Origin of the sequence: Paraburkholderia sp. GAS33 (assembly GCF_050436645.1) — a bacterium.
Lineage (GTDB): Bacteria > Pseudomonadota > Gammaproteobacteria > Burkholderiales > Burkholderiaceae > Paraburkholderia > Paraburkholderia phenazinium_B.
Genome location: NZ_JBNDMP010000004.1, coordinates 154639 through 172045, shown reverse-complemented (window position 1 = coordinate 172045; position 17407 = coordinate 154639). Strand labels below are relative to the sequence as shown.

Below are 17407 nucleotides of genomic sequence, written 5' to 3'. Positions count from 1 at the left end.
TTGGCGGCACTGGTATTAAAATCTTTATCTATAAAACGGTACTATTTCAGGGGTTTCGAATAAACCGCTCTGTTGCAACTGGCTCATATGGCCTGAAGTGTGGTCCGTGTTCGCCCCGGCGAATGTGCGCCGTCGCTCATGTCATGCTATTTGGTTAAAGGTGTGAGTAGTGGCGCGTCTGCGCGCGTGCTTGCAGTGAAGCTCGGCTGCAGAAAGCCGAACACCTCGGCATCCGTGACCGGTTTGAGATGCAATCCGAACGCAGTGTTCAGGGAAGTGACAAGGTGTTGCGTCCAGAGGGTATTCCAGACTACGCCGGCATGTCCGTCGGCAAGGACAGCGTTGTGCGGATCATCGCCGGATGCATTGGTGATTGCCCAGCCAGGCGACAGATGCACGGTCTTGTACAGCGGACGGCCCTGGTCGTCGCGGGTGCCCCACAGGCTCCTGAACCAGGCGCGATCATCGAGAAAGTGGACATGTCGATCCGCCGCGGCCAACTTGCGCAAGCCGTTGTCGAAGCGATCAAGGCCTGCGTCGATATTGGCTATCTGTCCGGCCGATTGCCAATTGTCGAACTTGATCGACCAGTCCGCATTGCTGAGCACACCCACCAGCACGATATTCGTATCCGGGTGTTTTCTGCGGATCAGAGCGACGCTCTCGGCGATTGCGCCAATGCAGGCGTTGATCGCGGCCCCGGGGCGCGAAGCATTCGGATCACGGGAGAGCTCGTCGAGGATGTCGTGCGCACCGAGATCGTTGATGCCAATCCGGATCAGCACGATGCCGCCTCGCCAGGCTTGTGGTTCGGTGTCCATCAGGTCGACGAGGCGGGGCGTCTCGCGCAACGGATGGCCCATCAGTTGATTGCAGGTAGCGCCGCTGACGGCAAAATTGTAGCGATAGTCGTCCTTGCGAGGCGCCCGGGCGGGAGCACCGAAAGCCTCGTCGAAATAGGCGCGATACTTGCCGGTGCCCCACGTCCCCCAGTCGCCGAGGTCGATCTGGTTGCCCCGCAGCTGGGCGAGGACTTCGGTCCACTGCCAGGTGGTTGCGCGCCGGGGGCCGCCTCGCATGCTCGGGTCTCCCAACATCCGCGTGTCATGGTAGGACTGGCTATCGGAATCTCCGAGCACTGCAAGTCGTATCCTGTCAGACGGCATCGGCAAGCCGGCAGCAAGGGCGGTGGGCGGGTGGCGGAACAGGTAAGGCATGGCGAGCGTGACAAAGATCAGGCCGGCCACGGTCAGTGCACCCAGAAACGCCGCCAATAGCACTCTACGCAAACGGGACATAACCCAGCCGCCTTGTCGAGTCACGTCCCGTTCTGGCGCAAAGGACTGTTTTTGAAGCCACTTCTGATCTAGGCCTCGGCACGGCTCAGCAATGCTGCCGGGGCGTCCTGCTCACCCGAACTGGCTGCAACCCTGTTCGCTCCGATTCCGCCCAGGCGTTCACGCAATTGCTTGCCGATCACCGCAGAGCCGGCGGGGCGGAAAATCTGATCGTGCATGCCCGGCACCTCGGTGACGACCAGCCTGTTCCCGACCACCGGTTGCCATCCCAGATCCCACGCGAACAGACGCCCTTTGAGCACCTGGCCACTGCGGAAGATCTGAACGTCGCCGTCATAGGGTGCCGGACGGTAGCGGGCCTGCTGAGCCAGCAGATACTCGATGTACCAGCGATTCTCAGAAACCATATGCTCCGAAGCATTGCCCTTGATGAGGCCGAGCCTGAGAGCAAGGTCCGCGATGCCGAGCCAGCGCACGATCCGATACTGCTTGAGGAAGGTGACCATGGAGGTTTCGCCGCGCATGGCCTTGCGGAAGTCGCGCGGGATGTTGTCCGCACGCACCTGCATCTTGCGCAATTTCTGATCGTACCAGGGCATCGACTCGCGATAACCCGGGCACCATGAATCGTTGAGAACGACGAGCTCTACCGTTTCGCCCTCGCGCCGCAGCTGATGGGCCGCCTCCAGCGATAGCGAACCCAGCACGCAATGTCCCATGAGGATGTAGGGACCTGTTGGCCGGGCCAGCCTGATCAGGCGTACGGCGTCCGCGGCGATATCCTGGAAGGCCCGCGGCGGGAACTCGCGCGGCGGCCCTTCGGGCACCATCGGAATGTCGATGATGGGCCGGTCGGTGCCGATCTGCCGGGCCAGTTCGTAGAATACGGCCGTGTTGTTGAGCACGATGATCGGCGTGCCCGGCGCGTTCTCGTTGAAGCGCACGATGTTGCGTACTTTTGCCTCGATCTCGGCCTGACTCATGAAACCGCTGGCGCCGACGCCTGCCGTGAGTTTCACCGTCTCTTTCGCGGGTGCGGGTGCTGGCGAGCGCTGCGTGACGATTTCAACGGTTTCCAGCACCTCGCGCCACTTCGCCAGATGACGGTCGATCGTCTCGACGTCGTAGAGGTCCGTGTCGCCTTCGCAGGAGATGCGCCAGCCATCCGGGCGCCGCACCATAAAGAAGTTGAGATCGTAGAGCGCGCCCGCGTTGAACGAGGGCGAGGTCGTCGCGGCGAAATCCTGGCGGCGAACCTCGTCGCCCATGCCGACGAAGCTTTGCTGCAGGGCGAAGTTCACCGAGCAAAGCGGCGGGCGATCTACGCCGGAAACCTCGCCGGCCATCTGCATCATCTCTTCGAACGGCAAGTGCAGATGTTCGATGGCGTCGCTAAGCTTGGCGCCACACTGCGCGATTATGGAGGCAACGGTGCTGCCTTCCGGAACGTCGAGGCGCAGGATCACCGTGTTGATGAGCGGTCCGACGACGCCCTCGAGTTCCTGTTGATCGCGCACCGACATCTGCGTGCTGATCGCTACCCTGGTCTGGCCGGCCGCCGTTTGCAGCGCCATCGCGAGGCCCGCAGCCGCCACGCTGAACAGCGTCACGCCCTGGGCCTTGGCGGCCGCTATCAGGCGATCGCTCAGCGCAGCGGGCAACAGAATGGAGCGAATGACGCCCTGGAAGCGCCGCTCCTGCGGCCGGGGACGATCGCCAGGAACGTCGAAGCGGCTGAAACCCTGAAGCTCCTGACGCCAATGGGTGCGGGCGCGATCGAGCGCGCCGCTGGTCAGGAACGCTTCCTTCCACAACGCGTAGTCGCCATGATGAAGGTCGACCTCGGGGAATTCGGCGTCATGGCCGGCATGCAATGCGGCAAGGCCTTCCACTAGCTCGCGCGTGAGGATTGCGAAGGACCAGCCGTCCATCACAAGCGAGTGGAAGGTCAGCTGCAATTCGCCCTGCGTGTTCGACCGTGGCAACCACACGGCGCGGAAGAAGGAGGGGGACGACAATGCGAAAGGCGTGCGAGCCTGCTGTCTGCCGACACGTTCGTCCTCGGCAAGGGCAGCCTTCTCGTCGAAACCGGCAAGGTCGACCACTTCGAGCTGGAAGGGCGCGAAGCTCCAGACCTGCTGCTGCAGCCCCGCACCCGTCATCAGGAAGCCAGTGCGTAATATCTCGTGCCGTGCAACCAGTTCGCTGAGTACGCGTTCGATCCTCGCGGCACTCAGCGGCCCGGACAACTGCAGCCGGAACGCGATATTGAGCGCGGACGCCTTCGGCGATGCGTTCTGTTCATGCCAGAACCGCACCTGGCAGGCGGTCGCCGGGAACAAGGCGAAGCTGGCTTCGCTCTCGTCGGTCTCGGCGATCCTTAAGGCTATCCCGTTCATTGCTCAGATCCCCCCCGCGTTCTTGCGCTTGAAGTTCAGGATCGATGGCCGGTTCACCGCAGGAGCCTCCATCGATTCGTTCTCCTGCGTGCCGTCAAGGCTTGCCGCCAATTCGGCGATCGTGACATTCTTCATGAGCTGACGGGCATCCACGCCCAGTCCGCGCTCGTTCATTCGCGCGACGATGCGGAACAGCTGCAGGCTGTCTGCGCCGAGGCTGAAGAACTGCTGGTCGATGCCGACATGCTGCAGGCCGAGCACGTCTGCCCAGATCGCCGCGAGGGTAGCCTGGGTCGGCGTCATCGCTGCGGGTTTGACCACGATGAGTTCGGGCTCCGCCGGTTCCACCGCGGCTGGTTCCACCGGCATGGAGGCAGGCTGAACCACCTTGAGCGCAGCGTGTGATTGACGCACAGGCGCCGCCACCATATCCGCCGTCGGCACCGGCAGCGCTTTACGGTCGAGCTTGCCGTTGCTGGTCTGCGGCAGCGCGTCGAGCGTCATCCACAGAGTCGGCACCATGTAGGCCGGCAGTTGCGCGGCAACGTGCGCTGCGACCGCGCCCTGGTCGGTCTTGTCCGAGGCCGTCTCGACGATGTAGGCCGCGAGGCGAGGGCTGCCGTTGACCGTATGCAGGGCTACGGCTGCCGCGGCGACGCCAGGCGCCTTGCGCAGGGCAGCTTCGATATCCTCGATCTCGATGCGGAAACCGCGCAGCTTGATCTGCTGGTCGCGACGGCCGAGGTGTTGCAACGAGCCGTCGGCAAGCCGTTTCGCGAGGTCGCCCGTGCGGTAGAGCCGGCTCGGCGCAGCGCCCTCGATGGCCACTTGCCTGAAGGCGGCGTCGGTGAGATCGGTACGGTTGAAATAGCCCTTTGCGAGGCCTTCACCGCCGATCCACAGTTCGCCGCTGACACCTTGCGGCGCCAGACGCAGTTCGTCTGTCAGCACATGCAGTTGCGTATTGGCGAGCGGGGCGCCGATCACCACCGGTCCGTTGGCAACGACACGCGAGGCCGCAGACCAGATCGTCGTTTCGGTCGGACCGTAGAGGTTCCAAACCTGCGCGCCGGTCGCCAGCAGGTCGTCGGCGAGATCGCGCGGCAAGCCTTCACCGCCGCACAGGATCTTGAAGTTCTCCGGTGCCTTGAAGCCAGCTTCCAGCAACATGCGCCAGAGCGACGGGGTTGCCTGAAGCGCGGTGGCAGCCTGCTCCTTCAGCCGGGTCACCAGCTCGAAGCCGGTGCGTACTTCCTCATGACCTGCAATGAAGGTCTGTCCACCGACGATGAGCGGCAGGAACAGTTCGAGACCGGAGATATCGAACGAGAAGGTGGTAACCGCGATGATGCGGTCGCTAGCCGTGAAGCCTGGCGCTTCCTTCATCGACAACAGGAAGTTGCTCAGGGCGCGATGGGGAATATCCACGCCCTTGGGCTGGCCGGTCGAGCCCGACGTGAAGATCACGTAGGCCGAATCGGTATCTGGCACGAGGGGCAAAGACACGGCCGCGTCGTCGCGTTGCGCAAGCAGAGCCTCGAGTTCCAGCACGCGATGTTCGCCCGCTTCCAGTACGGTGCGGCTTGCGCTATCGCTGAGGATAGCGGCAATGCCGGCACCGTCGAGGATCTGGCGCAGGCGCGCAGGCGGCATCGTCATGTCGAGCGGCACGTAGGCGCAACCGGCACGCCACACGCCGATCATGGCGGCCACGGTCATCGCCGTGCGGTCCATCGCGATGGCGATGCGTCCGCGCGGTGCGATACCCGCCGCCACGAGTCTGCGGGCGATCTGGCTGGCGCGTGCATCGAGCGCGCCATACGTCAGGCGCGTCGTCTCGTCCGATACCGCTGCTGCGTCGGGCGTTTGGCGAGCCTGCGCGGCGATCAGCGCGGCGGTCGTCTGCGAGAGATCGTAGGCACGGCCGGAGGCGTTCAGTTCGTCGCGCAGGTGGCGGATTTCGCCATCGTTGAGCAGAGGCAGTGCCGCAACCGGCGTTTCGGGATCGTGAGCGATCGCCGTCAGCAAGGTTTCGTAGTGGCCGAGCCAGCGCTGGATCGTCGCCTCGTCATAGACGTCGGTGTTGAAGTCGCAATCCAGACGAAGTCCCTGCGCCGATTCGATGATGTTCAGGAACAGATCGAAGTTGCTATAGGCCTTTGCGTTCGGCGCAAAGCGCGTGGTGACGCCGGCCATGTCGAGCTGCCCGTCGACCTTCTCCAGATTGAACTGCAGATCCGTCAGCGGAAGCCGGTTGAAGTCACGCTTGATACCGAGCTCGCGTACCAGCGCGCCGTAGGTGTAGTTCTGCCGGTCGCCAGCGTCGAAGAGGTGATCGCGCACCGCCTTCATGTGCGCGGCGAAAGGCTTGTCGCCATCGAACCTGACGCGCAATGGCAGGAAGTTGACGCAGTGCCCGACCAGCAGCGCTTCGCCGGCTTGCGACTGACCTGCCATCGGTGCGGCGATGACGACATCGTCCCTGCCGGACAGACGGCCGAACAGTACTTGAGCGGCGCCGAACAGGGCGGCAAACAGCGAGCAGCCCTGCTTCGACGCAGCGGTTTTGACCTGCTTGAGAAGATCGGCACCCAGATGACGTGTCGTCGATGCGCCGTTGAAGGTCTTCACCTCGGGGCGTGCGCGGTCGCCGGGCAAGTCGAGTTGCGGAGCGGGCTCGCGATGAAGGTTCAGCCAGAACTCGCGCGTCTCCTTGTCGATGCCGGCCTCATCCTGATCCTTGGCAAAGGCGAGAAAGCTCTGCACTTCGTCGAGCTCAGGCGCTTGGCCCGAAATTTCGGCCGAGTAGAGCGCTTGCAGATCGCGCAGGACGATGTTGATCGACCAGCCGTCGCAGACGATGTGGTGCGCGGTGAACACGAACGCCCACTTCTGGCTTTCCAGACGGATCAACGCGGCACGCACGAGCGGAGCGCGGGTGAGATCGAACACCTCACGCGCTTCCGCATCGACGAGGGCCTTGAGATCGCCGGCGGCATCGGCGTGGCCGGAGAAGTCGATTCTTTCCAGTGGCACGGTCGTCGCTGCATCCACGAACATCGTATCGCCGACGCGTGAGAAGTGAGCGCGCAACGCATCGTGACGGGCAATCGTCGCCGCGAAGGCGCGTTCGAAAGCCGCTTCGTTCAGGTTGCCCATGAGCTCGAGCGTGAAGGACTCATTGAACGCGAGCGATGCTTCGTGGCCGAGCTGGGCCGACATCCAGATTTCTTTCTGCGGCTCGGTGAGCGGCGACTGCGTGAGCTGTTTCGCTTCGACCGGAGCCGTGAGAGACGGGGCTTCCTGCGTGCTTCGGAGAATGCCGACGCTCTGGAGTGCGCGAATGCTTTCGACGAAGGCATCGCCGATCTTGCGGATGTCCTCATCCGAATGGCTGGTGGTCAGGAAGCAGGGGAAGCCTTCCATGATGTGCACGCCGAGGTAACGCATATAGGCATAGAACAGACTGCCCAGACGATCCTCGCCGGCGAAGCTGATATAGAACCAGCTCGAGAACGATTCCGCCCGCGTGGTGATGCCGACTTTTTCCAGATGCGTATTGATGCGCTGTACGAGGCCCTCCATACGTGCACCGAGCGATTCCTGCAGCGTCGGACCGGCCTCCTTGAGATGCATGAGAACGGCTTTCATCGCGGCCAGCACGACCGGGTGGCGCACGAAGGTGCCTGCGAAGAAGGTCGGCGGGACTTCGGGAACCGACGCGTCGCCGAATTGCCACTGGCCGCCGTCGAGCGCATCCATGTACTGGGCGCTGCCGGCGAGCACGCCGACGGGCAGACCGCCGCCGACCACCTTGCCATACGTCGCCATGTCGCCCTTGATGCCCCAGTAGCCTTGCATGCCGGCCGGGTGCACGCGAAAGCCCGTCACAACCTCGTCGACGATCAGCGCGGACTCGTTGGCCGCGGTGACCTCGCGCAATTGCTGAACGAATTCCTTCGGCCGCAGATTGGGATGGCGCGACTGCACAGGCTCGATCAGGACCGCGGCGATATCGTCGATGTTGGCCTTGATCCACTCGAGGCTTTCGGACCTGGCGTAGGGCAGCACGACCATGTTGCCCACGGAGCTCTGCGGGATGCCGGGTGCGAGCGGGAACGCACGCGGCACGCCGGCTTCGCTGCCCGGCTTGACGAGCACTTCGTCGAACTGGCCGTGATAGTCGCCGTCGAAGCAGACGACCTTCTCCTTGCCCGTCACGGTACGCGCGAGACGCATTGCCGCCATCACGGCTTCCGAGCCGGTATTGCAGAAGGTGACGCGCTCATGTCCGGTCATCTCGGCGAACATCTGGGCGACCTCGCCCGCAAGCGGCGACTGCGGTCCGATGGCGAAACCTTCCGCCATCTGCGCGTTCACCGCTTCGACCACGAAATCCGGCGTATGGCCAAACGCGGTCTGGCCGTAGCCGTTGACCACGTCGATATATTCATTGCCGTCGACGTCCCAGATCTTCGAACCTTTGGAACGCTGGGCGACGATCGGGTAGACGAGTTCCTTCCATTCCTCGCGGAAACCGCTCGCGGTGCGCGGATCGGCAAGCACCGCACGATAGGTCTGCGTACGAGCCTTGGAGGTGGCTGTTTTGGCCGAGTAGCGAACCGACAGGTCGGCGATGAACGCCGTCTGCGCATCCGTGATCTGCGCCGAGCTGGATGCGCCCGGCTTGTACGCGGTGAAGCGCGTCGGCCGGTTCTCTTCGAACTTGATCTCGGGGGCAGCGGCCCGCGCGGGCACTGCGGCTGGCTTCGGAGCCACGGCCGGTGCCGGCGCGGCAGGGGCCTGGGTGGCTACAACCGTTGCTGCTACAGGCTGCTGGACGGCTGCCGGTGCGCCTTGCAGCAGGTCGAGCTGACGCGACATCAGCGACTGCATCGCCGCGAGCTGATCGCGGAACACCGATTGAATGTCGCCCGTGGCCGGGGTGGCCGCAAACGGAGCGGCCGCTGCCACAACAGTGACCGGTGCGGCCACGCTGGGCGCGCTCGGCGCTGCAACGGCAACTGCCACTGCGGCGGGCGCGGCCTCGGCCACGACCGGCGCGACCTGCGGTTCCGGGTCAGGCGGCAATGCGCCGTCGAGGAACTGTGCCAGCGCGGGCAGCGTCGGGTAGTCGCTCATGATCTGCCGGAAGCTGATCGTGACATCGTAGCGGCGGCGAAGCTGGCGGGACACCTGTCCCATGAACAGAGAGTCGTAACCGAGATCCCAGAAGGTCACGTCCGGATTGGACGTATCCGGCGCCTCGCCGGACATCTCGGCGAGAAGTGATGCCAGTTCGGCAATGAGACGCGGTTTGCGGTCGATTTGGTCAGTATGGGCCATGGCGGTCTGAGGAATGTCGGTTATGACGTCGGACGAAGCTGGAGCGGCGAGCGCCGCGGCGGGCATCGTCGTGTGATGTGAAGAAGCGGTTGCAGGGGCATCGATCCAATGCCGTTCCGGTTCGAACGGATAGGTCGGTAGCGAAATGCGGTGGCCGGCTTCGGCCCGGACGGTTTGCCAGTCCGGCGTGACCCCGTTCAGCCACAGTCGCCCGGTCGCTTCGGCGAGGATTGAGAGTTCACGGTCGCGCATGGCGAAATCAGGCAGCGAGGCAATCGCGCCCAGATGCCGGTCCTTGGGCAACCCCTGCATGACGAAGGTCGACAGTGTCCGGCCGGGACCGATTTCCAGAAGCAGCGGTTTGCCCTCGGCAGTCACCGTGGCCAGTGCATCACTGAAGCGCACGACATTGCGGCAATGACTGGCCCAGTAATGTCCCGGCACCGGCTGATCCATCGACGCCCACTGTCCGGTCACCGAGGACACGTACGGGATCTTCGGCCTTGCGAAGGAAAGACTGTCCGCCAGCTTCGCGAGATCGTCCACGACACCGGACATCATGCGCGAGTGGAAGGCATGCGACGTATGCAGCCGTCGATGCTCGATATCGCCCGCTTTCAGCGTGGCTTCGAAAGCCTCGATCGCGGCGAAGGGGCCCGCTACGACGCTAAGCGATGGCGCATTGACTGCGGCCAGATCGACGTCGGCGGGCAGAAGGGGGACGAGGTCCGTCTCGGACAAGCGTACCACCAGCATCGCGCCCGGTTCGGCCGACTGCATGAGCGCACCGCGCCTGGCGATCAGGTACAGCGCATCCTCGAAGGTGATCGCCTCGGCCACGCAGGCGGCGACCAGTTCGCCGATGCTATGGCCGATCATGGCCGTCGGCTTGATGCCGCGCGACATCCACAGTTGCGCCAGCGCATATTCGACCAGGAACAGGGCCGGCTGCGCGTAGAGCGTCGAACGGATGGGATGCGGGGTGTCGTCGCCTTCCGGGGAGTCGCTCAACAGCAGGGTGCGGATATCCAGGCCCACATGCGGAGCCAACGCTTCGGCACCCTTGTCGATCCACTGGCGATAGACCGGCTCGGTGCGATAGAGCGCTTGTCCCATGCCCGGGTACTGCGCGCCCTGGCCAGGAAACATGAACACAACCGGAGGCGTGGCTTGAGGGGCCTGTGCTTCGATCGCTCCTTTGACGAGCCGGGCCTGCGCTTGCTCGACGCTGTCCGCGATGACGACGGCGCGATGCGCGAAGTCACGGCGACCCATTTGCAGCGTCGCGGCCACGTTGGTGAGCGAGACGCCGGGGTTGGCGGCCAGATGCCCGGCGAGATTGGCCTTGGCCCGTTCGAGCGCTGCCGCGCTCCGTGCCGAGAGCGGCAAAATCTGCAGCGCTTCTGGTGGCTTTTCTTGCGGCTCACATGCGGCGTCGACACGGCGCGGCGCTTCTTCCAGCACCACGTGCACATTCGTACCGCCGACGCCGAACGAACTCACGCCGGCGCGACGCGGCGTCGCGCCGGCAGCCCAGGCGTTCGCGCCGACGTTGAAAAAGAAGGGGCTGTTAGCGACATCGATGCCCGGGTTGGCTGAACGGAAATGCAGGAGCGGCGGCAAGACCCGGTCGCGCAGCGCGAGCGACGCAGCGATGAAGCCCGTCACGCCGGCGGCCGCGTCGAGGTGGCCGACATTGGCCTTCGCCGAGCCGAGGGCGCAGAACTGGCCGCCTTCGACGCCGCCGAGGCGGAATGCCTGCACGAGACCCGCGAACTCGATCGGGTCGCCGAGCGGCGTCGCCGTACCATGAGCCTCGATGTAGCCAATGGAGGCTGCATCTACACCGGCTTCGGCGTGCGCGATGGCAATAGCGCGAGCCTGGGCATCGACGCTAGGCGCCGTGAAACCGACCTTGTCGGAGCCATCGTTGTTGATGCCGACACCACGGATCACGGCATAGATCGGATCCTCGTCGGCGATCGCGTCCTCGAGACGTTTCAGCAGGACAACCCCAGCGCCGCTGCCGAATACCGTGCCCTTGGCCTCGGCATCGAACGGGCGGCACACGCCATCGGGCGCGCCCATCCCGCCTTCTTCATAGTAGTAGCCGCGCTTTTGCGGGAAGGTGATCGACACACCGCCGGCCAGTGCCATGTCACAGCGGCCCGAGCGCAGGTTCTCTACGGCGAGACCAATTGCAGTCAGCGAGGTCGAGCAGGCCGTCTGCACTGAGAGAGCTGGTCCCTTGAGACCCAGCTTGTACGCGGTGCGCGTGGCGACGAAATCACCGGCCCCGACCAGCTTTTGGTACTCGCCGATCTGGAACTGGCTCGTGAACTCGTCGATGACGCCACGGTCCGTCAGCACATGCTTGAGGAAGTAGGTGTTCATCGAGGTGCCGGCGAATACGCCGACGGCGCCAGCGATCGTCGCCGGATCGTAGCCGGCATCTTCGAACGCCTCCCAGGCGATCTCGAGGAACAGGCGCTGTTGCGGGTCGGTCAGCGCTGCCTCGCGCGCAAGCATCCCGAAGAAGCCTGCATCGAAGCGGTCGACGTCCGGGAGTATCGGCCGTGCCTTGACATAACTGACGTCGCGGCGCGAGTTCTCGTCGAAGCTGTCTTCCAGTTCCGCCACGTCGAAATGGGTGATGCAGTCGCGTCCCGCGAGGATGTTGGCCCACAGCTCGGAGACATTGCGCGCGCCCGGGAACCGTCCGGACATGCCGATGACGGCGATTGCCCCGCCCTGGGCATCCCGGCGTTGCCGGATTGCCTCGTTCCTTACCGCTCCGAGGGTGGTGCGCAGGTGCGCGGCCAGCGCCTCGACATTGGGATGGCGAAACAGATCCACTAGCGCCATCTTTGCCGCTACATCGCGCGCGATGATGGCGTGGGCCCGCATCAGATCCAGCGAGCGCAGTCCAAGGTCGAAGAAGTTCGCGCGGCGATCCACGGGGTTGCCGAGAATTCCCTCGAACACGGCTGCCAGCTTGCCGGCGATATCGTCGTCCACCTGCTGCGCCGCAGCTGATGCGGCAGCATGCGCATCGGCCTGCGTGAGCTCCTCGAGCAACGCTTTGCGGTTGACCTTGCCGTTCGGCGTAAGAGGAAAGGCCGACAGGACACGCAACTCCGTCGGCACCATGTAGTCGGGCAATGCAGTCTTGAGGTAAGCGCGTAGCCCGGCGAGGAAGACGTCAGACTCCGCCGCGTCGGCCTTCACGAAGCCGGCGATGGACTTGCCTCTGCGGCCGTCGAATGCCGCCACCGCCGCATCGGCGACGCCGGGAGCCGCACGCAGGGCATGTTCGATTTCATCGAGCTCGATACGTTTGCCGGCGATCTTGATCTGCCGGTCGTTGCGACCCAGGAAATCGATCGCACCGTCCGGGCGCCGGCGCACCAGGTCGCCGGTGCGATAGAGCTTGCCGCTGGGGCTGAAGACGTCGTCGACGAACTTCTCCGCGCTCAGTTCGGGGCGATTGAGGTAGCCGAGCGCCACGCCGTCACCGCCCACGACGAGCTCACCGACTTCTCCTTCGACAACCGGCACGAGCTTCTCGTCCACGATATAGACGCGCGTGCCCGCGATGGCGTCGCCGATCGGAATGGCGTCGCCATTTGCCAGGGCTTCGCCACTGCGCGGAATGCGGTAGCAGCAGGAGAAGGTCGTGTTCTCGGTCGGGCCGTAGCCATTGATGATCTGCAGCTCGGGATGCGCCTCCATGACCTTGCGGATATGGACGGGCGACAGCACGTCGCCGCCGGTCAGCGCCTCCTTGAGCGGAAGAAAGGCTTCCGGCCGATAGTCGGCGAGCGCATTGAAAAGGCCGGCTGTGAACCAGGCGCCGGTCGCGCCGAGTCGCGCGATCTCAGAGGCGATCGTGTCGAGCGAGGGCTGAACCTCGTTGATGATCGCAGCGCACCCGCCGTTCAGCAGCGGACCCCAGATCTCCAGCGTACTGGCATCGAAAGCGAGCGGCGCCAGGTTGAGGAAGCGCGTCTGCGGCGACAGCTCAGCGAAGCTCTGGCCATGCACGAGGCGCAGAATCGCGCGGTGCGGCACGATCACGCCCTTGGGTTTGCCGGTGGAGCCGGAGGTGTACATGATGTAGGCGGGGTCGTCGCGGCCGCAAGCCTGGAGCGGAGCGGGATCCGCCGTCTCCGCCGATGTCACGATATCCGCCAGATCGACCGCCGCACCGTTCAGGTCGCCGACGCTGGCGAGAGCCGCCCCTTCCGCGATGATGAGCTTGGGCGAGCAATCGGCCACGATGAAATCGAGTTGTGCGCGGGGATAGGCCGGATCCAGCGGCACATAGACGGCGCCGACACGCAGGATCGCCAGCATCAGGGCCAGCGTGTCGCGACTGCGTGGAACCATGATGGCGCAGCGCTCGCCTCGTTCCAGTCCCATGCGGGACAGGACGGTGGCAAGGCGGGCCGACCGTTCGCCGAGGTCGGCATAACGCTCTTCACCCGTTGCGTCGATCACAGCAAGATGATCGCGAAACTCTGCACATACGACATCGAAGCACGCTGCCACGCCAGGTACATGACCTGCCCCGTTCGGCAAGTCGCCTGGATAGTTGTCTCTGTGTGACATTTGCCGCTCTCTAATAATTTAGATGAAGGCCTTGTACTGAGCTACGCCTGGCCATTAGCGCGCAGCTAGCGCACATAACGGCGGCCGGTCCCGGCAGGCGCAAGCAGCACGAGGCTCTCTGCACCTGACCCGTGTCTCAAGCGCGAAAGATGCTGTAAGTGAAAGTTAATCTTTCGCGGACCACCTCTCCGTACGCCTTCGCACACACGAGCGATTCAACAACACATCAGCTCGACGAGATTGCGTGTTCAGAGCGTGTCAGGCGCCCGCGCTAAAGCCTGGAATCTGACGGGAGAACAGACCGCACGACGTTGAAGCAGACGCCGTCCGTCAATTCATTTCGACAATCGACCAGTCCGTGCTTCGGGCCGCTACTGCTCCCGCGCAGGTCGAACTGGGTGACAGGGCACAGATGCGCCACTGGGTTGCTTCCTCCGCCTCGCCGCCGACAAAGCGCGGTGTCGTGTCGCCGCGAATGGACAGATCGAACTCGAAGTGGGCCGGGGGCAGGGTAAAGCCGGTGCCGAGCGCTTTCAGGCAGGCTTCTTTGCGCGCCCAGCTTTCGAAGAAGACCTCTTGCCGTTCTTCATCCGGCAACGCGCTGAATTCCGCGCACTCCTGTATGGAGAACACTTCGAGTGGCACACACTCTTCGATCGGGCGAACGTTTTCTACGTCGATGCCGACCTCGAAGCCGTTCGAGATGGCGAGAGCCGCCGCACTCTCGCTGTGGCTGAGGTTGAAGCAGACCGTCCATCCGACAGGCTGGAGGTTGCAGAACGGTTTGCCGTCGGGACCATAGTCGAGGGCGACCTGTCGCGGCGATAAGCCGAGATAGCGGCTCAGGAGCTCCCTGAGTTCGCCTCGACCTGCCACATAGCGACGGCGATGCCGTTCGAAGCGGAACTTGTCGGCGCGCTCGCGCTCTTGCGTCGACAGCATGGCCCAGTGCCGATCGAAATCGTCACCGCAGACATCGAGATCCCACTGCCAGACATGCACTTCCTGTGCAGAGGGCGGTGTGAGGAGAGAAGAGGACATTGAAAAACCTGGATTCGACTGGCAGCGACACGCACGCGTCGCGGCGCACAGGACAGCAAACCGGCGTTCAGGAGGACGCCGGCTTTATCACGCGCCCTTCGGCGCCTCTTGGGGATTCGCGTTTTCGCGAATCGTGCCGCCAGAGTTCAACGAACTGGCGTAAGGACGCTCTCGAAGGCAGCGCGATGCTTCTTCTATTACTGCAACTGCGCGAACGAAGGTGAAGGCTTAGCTGACCGTGTCGGCCTGACGCATACGCGGCAGCAACCGGTCGAACTCGCGCTTCACGAGGCCGTAGCATTCGCATGCACGCGATTCCAGCGCCTTGCGGTCGAGTACCTTGATATGGCCACGGCTGTGATGAATCAGGCCGTCGTCATGCAGCTTGCCCGCGGCTTCGGTGATACCCTCGCGGCGTACGCCGAGCATGTCCGCGATCAGTTGCTGTGTGACCGTCAGCTCGTTTGAGGCGACGCGATCGATCTCGATCAGCAGCCAGCGGCACAACTGTTTGTTCAGCGAGTGATGGCGGTTGCATGCCGCGGTCTGTGCAACCTGCGTGAGCAGGGCATGCATATAGAGCATCAGCAGGCGGCGCAGAAAGTCGGAGCGCGCGAACTGCTGGCTGAGGGCTTGCGCCGTCATGCGATAGGCGAAACCGGCGCTTTGCACCTGCACACGGTTAGGCATGGTCTCGCCGCCCGTCAATACCGGAACGCCCGTCATGCCTTCGCGTCCAACTGCGGCGATCTCAACGGAGCTGCCGTCTTCCATCGTCGACAACATCGAGATGATCGCGGTTGTCGGAAAATAAACGTGATGAATACGTTGTCCGGAATCGCACAGAAGCTGTTCAGTGCGCAGATGGACGAGTTCGAGGTGAGGGGCGATGGCTTGCCACTCATGGGAGGGCAGTGCGCCAAGCAAATGATTGCCGTGCAGATCGGATTGAAGCGTAAGCATGATTCGGTCCTCGCGTGGAGCCGCGTGAGGCAGCTCCTTGTTTTTTCTACCCGTCCCTGCATCCGTCTTGCGTTGCCGCCTGGCGAGCGGTCATGGATTTGCAGTGCGGGCCCCGTATGGCTGTTGCGCGCCAGCGTTATTTTTGGGTTGTGTACATCGGCGCTGGTGTTGCGCTTCTCATTTAGCGAGGACTGTGCCAGCTTGTCCGGAATGAGTACTGGTGCGACGCAGCGAAGAGGTCAATGGGGGTTTGCGCTGCAAAATGTGCGTTTTTGTTTCAATTTTGTACCAGGGGCCTCCCTGGTCATGGCCGCGCCCGAAGCATTTGTTTTTGACTCAAGTCTTTGATCGGATTGCGTTAGTTCGTGTCGGACAGGCGGCGGAGCAAGGCGAATCGACGCCGAAATGCTAGCTGGGCGGGACCATACACCGCCGTCCAAGATGACTCAGAAATGATTCACATGTGGTTAGCGGATTGCGTGGGCTGGCGCACGGAAGTGGTTTTTGACGACCAGTTCGATGTCGACGCAACCTTCTCGAACTCGCTACAACGAAATGCGTAGAGTGAGGTTCCATGCGCGCTGTGGGGCAGTCAGGTGATCCAGTGGATCGCGTCAGCGCTAAAAAAACGGTGCTTCAGTATTAATTCTGCATACCTCGGGCTCAAGTGCGGCATCTGTATCGTTCGCGTTAAACGGCACCTGGTGAATCGTTCATGAACAGTTGAACGACACGATGGAACATGCGCGAGCAGGCTTGTCCAGTTGACGGATTGCGAAGTGCCGCGTGCATCACGTCATGCGTGTGCGGGCCGAAGCGATGTGCATAGATGAAGTCGACGAGTCGTCCACGACAGTCGGCGGCGTACATGCGCTGCACGATGTGTGACTTGTGTGTGGCCGATGCGTGGCGCGAGTTGAAGCACGCGATTTTCGATGCAATCTTGACTCCTGAGTCGTTGAGGCAGATATGCCGAGGTTGTGCCTGCAACGACTTACTGGTGTCATGGATCAGGTGTAGTTCGAGGCCGTTCTGTCCTTCCCGGTTGTTCGCATTTGACTGCTTGTGACGTCTTGTCGTCGGTGCGCTTGCGCACCGAGTTCGAAAGGAGCGTCGGCGTACCTTGCATGCATGGCAATGACCAGGTCCTGTCGAATAAATCGCAGGAGGGGACGCGCGATGAACTGGAAGACGCTCGAATTCGAGCAATGCACGGTACGTGAGTTGTATCTGATCATGCGCGCACGCAGCGCCGTATTCGTCGTCGAACAGTCGCACCTGTGTCTCGACGCCGATGGCCGCGACGAATGCGCGCTGCACATTTTCGCGGCCGAAGACATGTCTCATGCAATGCCCATCATGGCGTATGCGCGGATTCGGCGCGTCGATACAAAGCATCCGCAAGTGGTGCTCGACAAGGTCTTGACAAGCCCGGCGAGACGCGGCGACGGCACGGCCGAGGAACTGATCGAGCGGGTTCTATGGGCGACGGCGGAGCGCTGGCCGGGAATCCTCGTGCGAGTGACTGCGCCAGTCGGCATGCGTGCCTTCTATGAGCAGTTCGGCTTTCGCAAGGTGGAGGGGCCATTCCTCGACCATGGCGCGCTATCTGTCGGTTTGACGTGCCGCACGCGTAACGTCCGGGCGCCGATGGCCTTTGCCCGGCGCGAGCGCAGCATCATGTCGGGCGCGGGAACGTTCGAAAATCTGTGAGCACATCGGCGTGGGCCCCGAATCGCTGCGTGCTGC

General features: G+C 63.2%; 6 protein-coding genes. 1 reads left to right on the top strand and 5 read right to left on the bottom strand.

From position 1 onward, the window contains the following. Nucleotides 1-146: 146 nt before the first annotated feature. The 5 genes from P3T24_RS14440 to P3T24_RS14420 all read right to left on the bottom strand — a co-directional run bounded on the left by P3T24_RS14440 (nt 147) and on the right by P3T24_RS14420 (nt 15658). Nucleotides 147-1280, bottom strand: coding sequence for a GDSL-type esterase/lipase family protein (locus P3T24_RS14440; protein WP_429436157.1), 1134 nt, complete (start codon nt 1278-1280; stop codon nt 147-149). Nucleotides 1281-1366: 86 nt separating this feature from the next. Beyond that, a complete protein-coding gene (locus P3T24_RS14435) occupies nt 1367-3697 on the bottom strand; it encodes a condensation domain-containing protein (protein WP_429435515.1) in 2331 nt (776 codons plus the stop codon). A gap of 3 nt (nt 3698-3700) precedes the next feature. Next, nucleotides 3701-13654, bottom strand: a complete 9954-nt coding sequence (locus tag P3T24_RS14430) for an amino acid adenylation domain-containing protein (RefSeq protein WP_429435512.1) — start codon at nt 13652-13654, stop codon at nt 3701-3703. A 330-nt stretch (nt 13655-13984) separates the two neighbouring features. Next, entirely contained in the window at nt 13985-14695 is a 711-nt protein-coding gene (locus P3T24_RS14425) for a 4'-phosphopantetheinyl transferase family protein (protein WP_429435509.1), read from the bottom strand. A gap of 228 nt (nt 14696-14923) precedes the next feature. Then, the gene (locus P3T24_RS14420; RefSeq protein ID WP_074264911.1) at nt 14924-15658 is read right to left on the bottom strand and encodes a Crp/Fnr family transcriptional regulator; all 735 of its coding nucleotides are present in this window, start codon (nt 15656-15658) and stop codon (nt 14924-14926) included. Nucleotides 15659-16837: 1179 nt separating this feature from the next. Between P3T24_RS14420 and P3T24_RS14415 the strand changes: the two genes are divergently transcribed. Further along, the gene (locus P3T24_RS14415; protein ID WP_429435506.1) at nt 16838-17371 is read left to right on the top strand and encodes a GNAT family N-acetyltransferase; all 534 of its coding nucleotides are present in this window, start codon (nt 16838-16840) and stop codon (nt 17369-17371) included. Nucleotides 17372-17407 lie beyond the last annotated feature (36 nt).

Excerpts from the sequence above, each read along its gene's own strand:
- P3T24_RS14420 (WP_074264911.1), bottom strand. The coding sequence starts at position 15,658 with ATGCTTACGCTTCAATCCGATCTGCACGGCAATCATTTGCTTGGCGCA.
- P3T24_RS14435 (WP_429435515.1), bottom strand. The coding sequence starts at position 3,697 with ATGAACGGGATAGCCTTAAGGATCGCCGAGACCGACGAGAGCGAAGCC.
- P3T24_RS14430 (WP_429435512.1), bottom strand. The coding sequence starts at position 13,654 with ATGTCACACAGAGACAACTATCCAGGCGACTTGCCGAACGGGGCAGGT.
- P3T24_RS14425 (WP_429435509.1), bottom strand. The coding sequence starts at position 14,695 with ATGTCCTCTTCTCTCCTCACACCGCCCTCTGCACAGGAAGTGCATGTC.
- P3T24_RS14415 (WP_429435506.1), top strand. The coding sequence starts at position 16,838 with ATGAACTGGAAGACGCTCGAATTCGAGCAATGCACGGTACGTGAGTTG.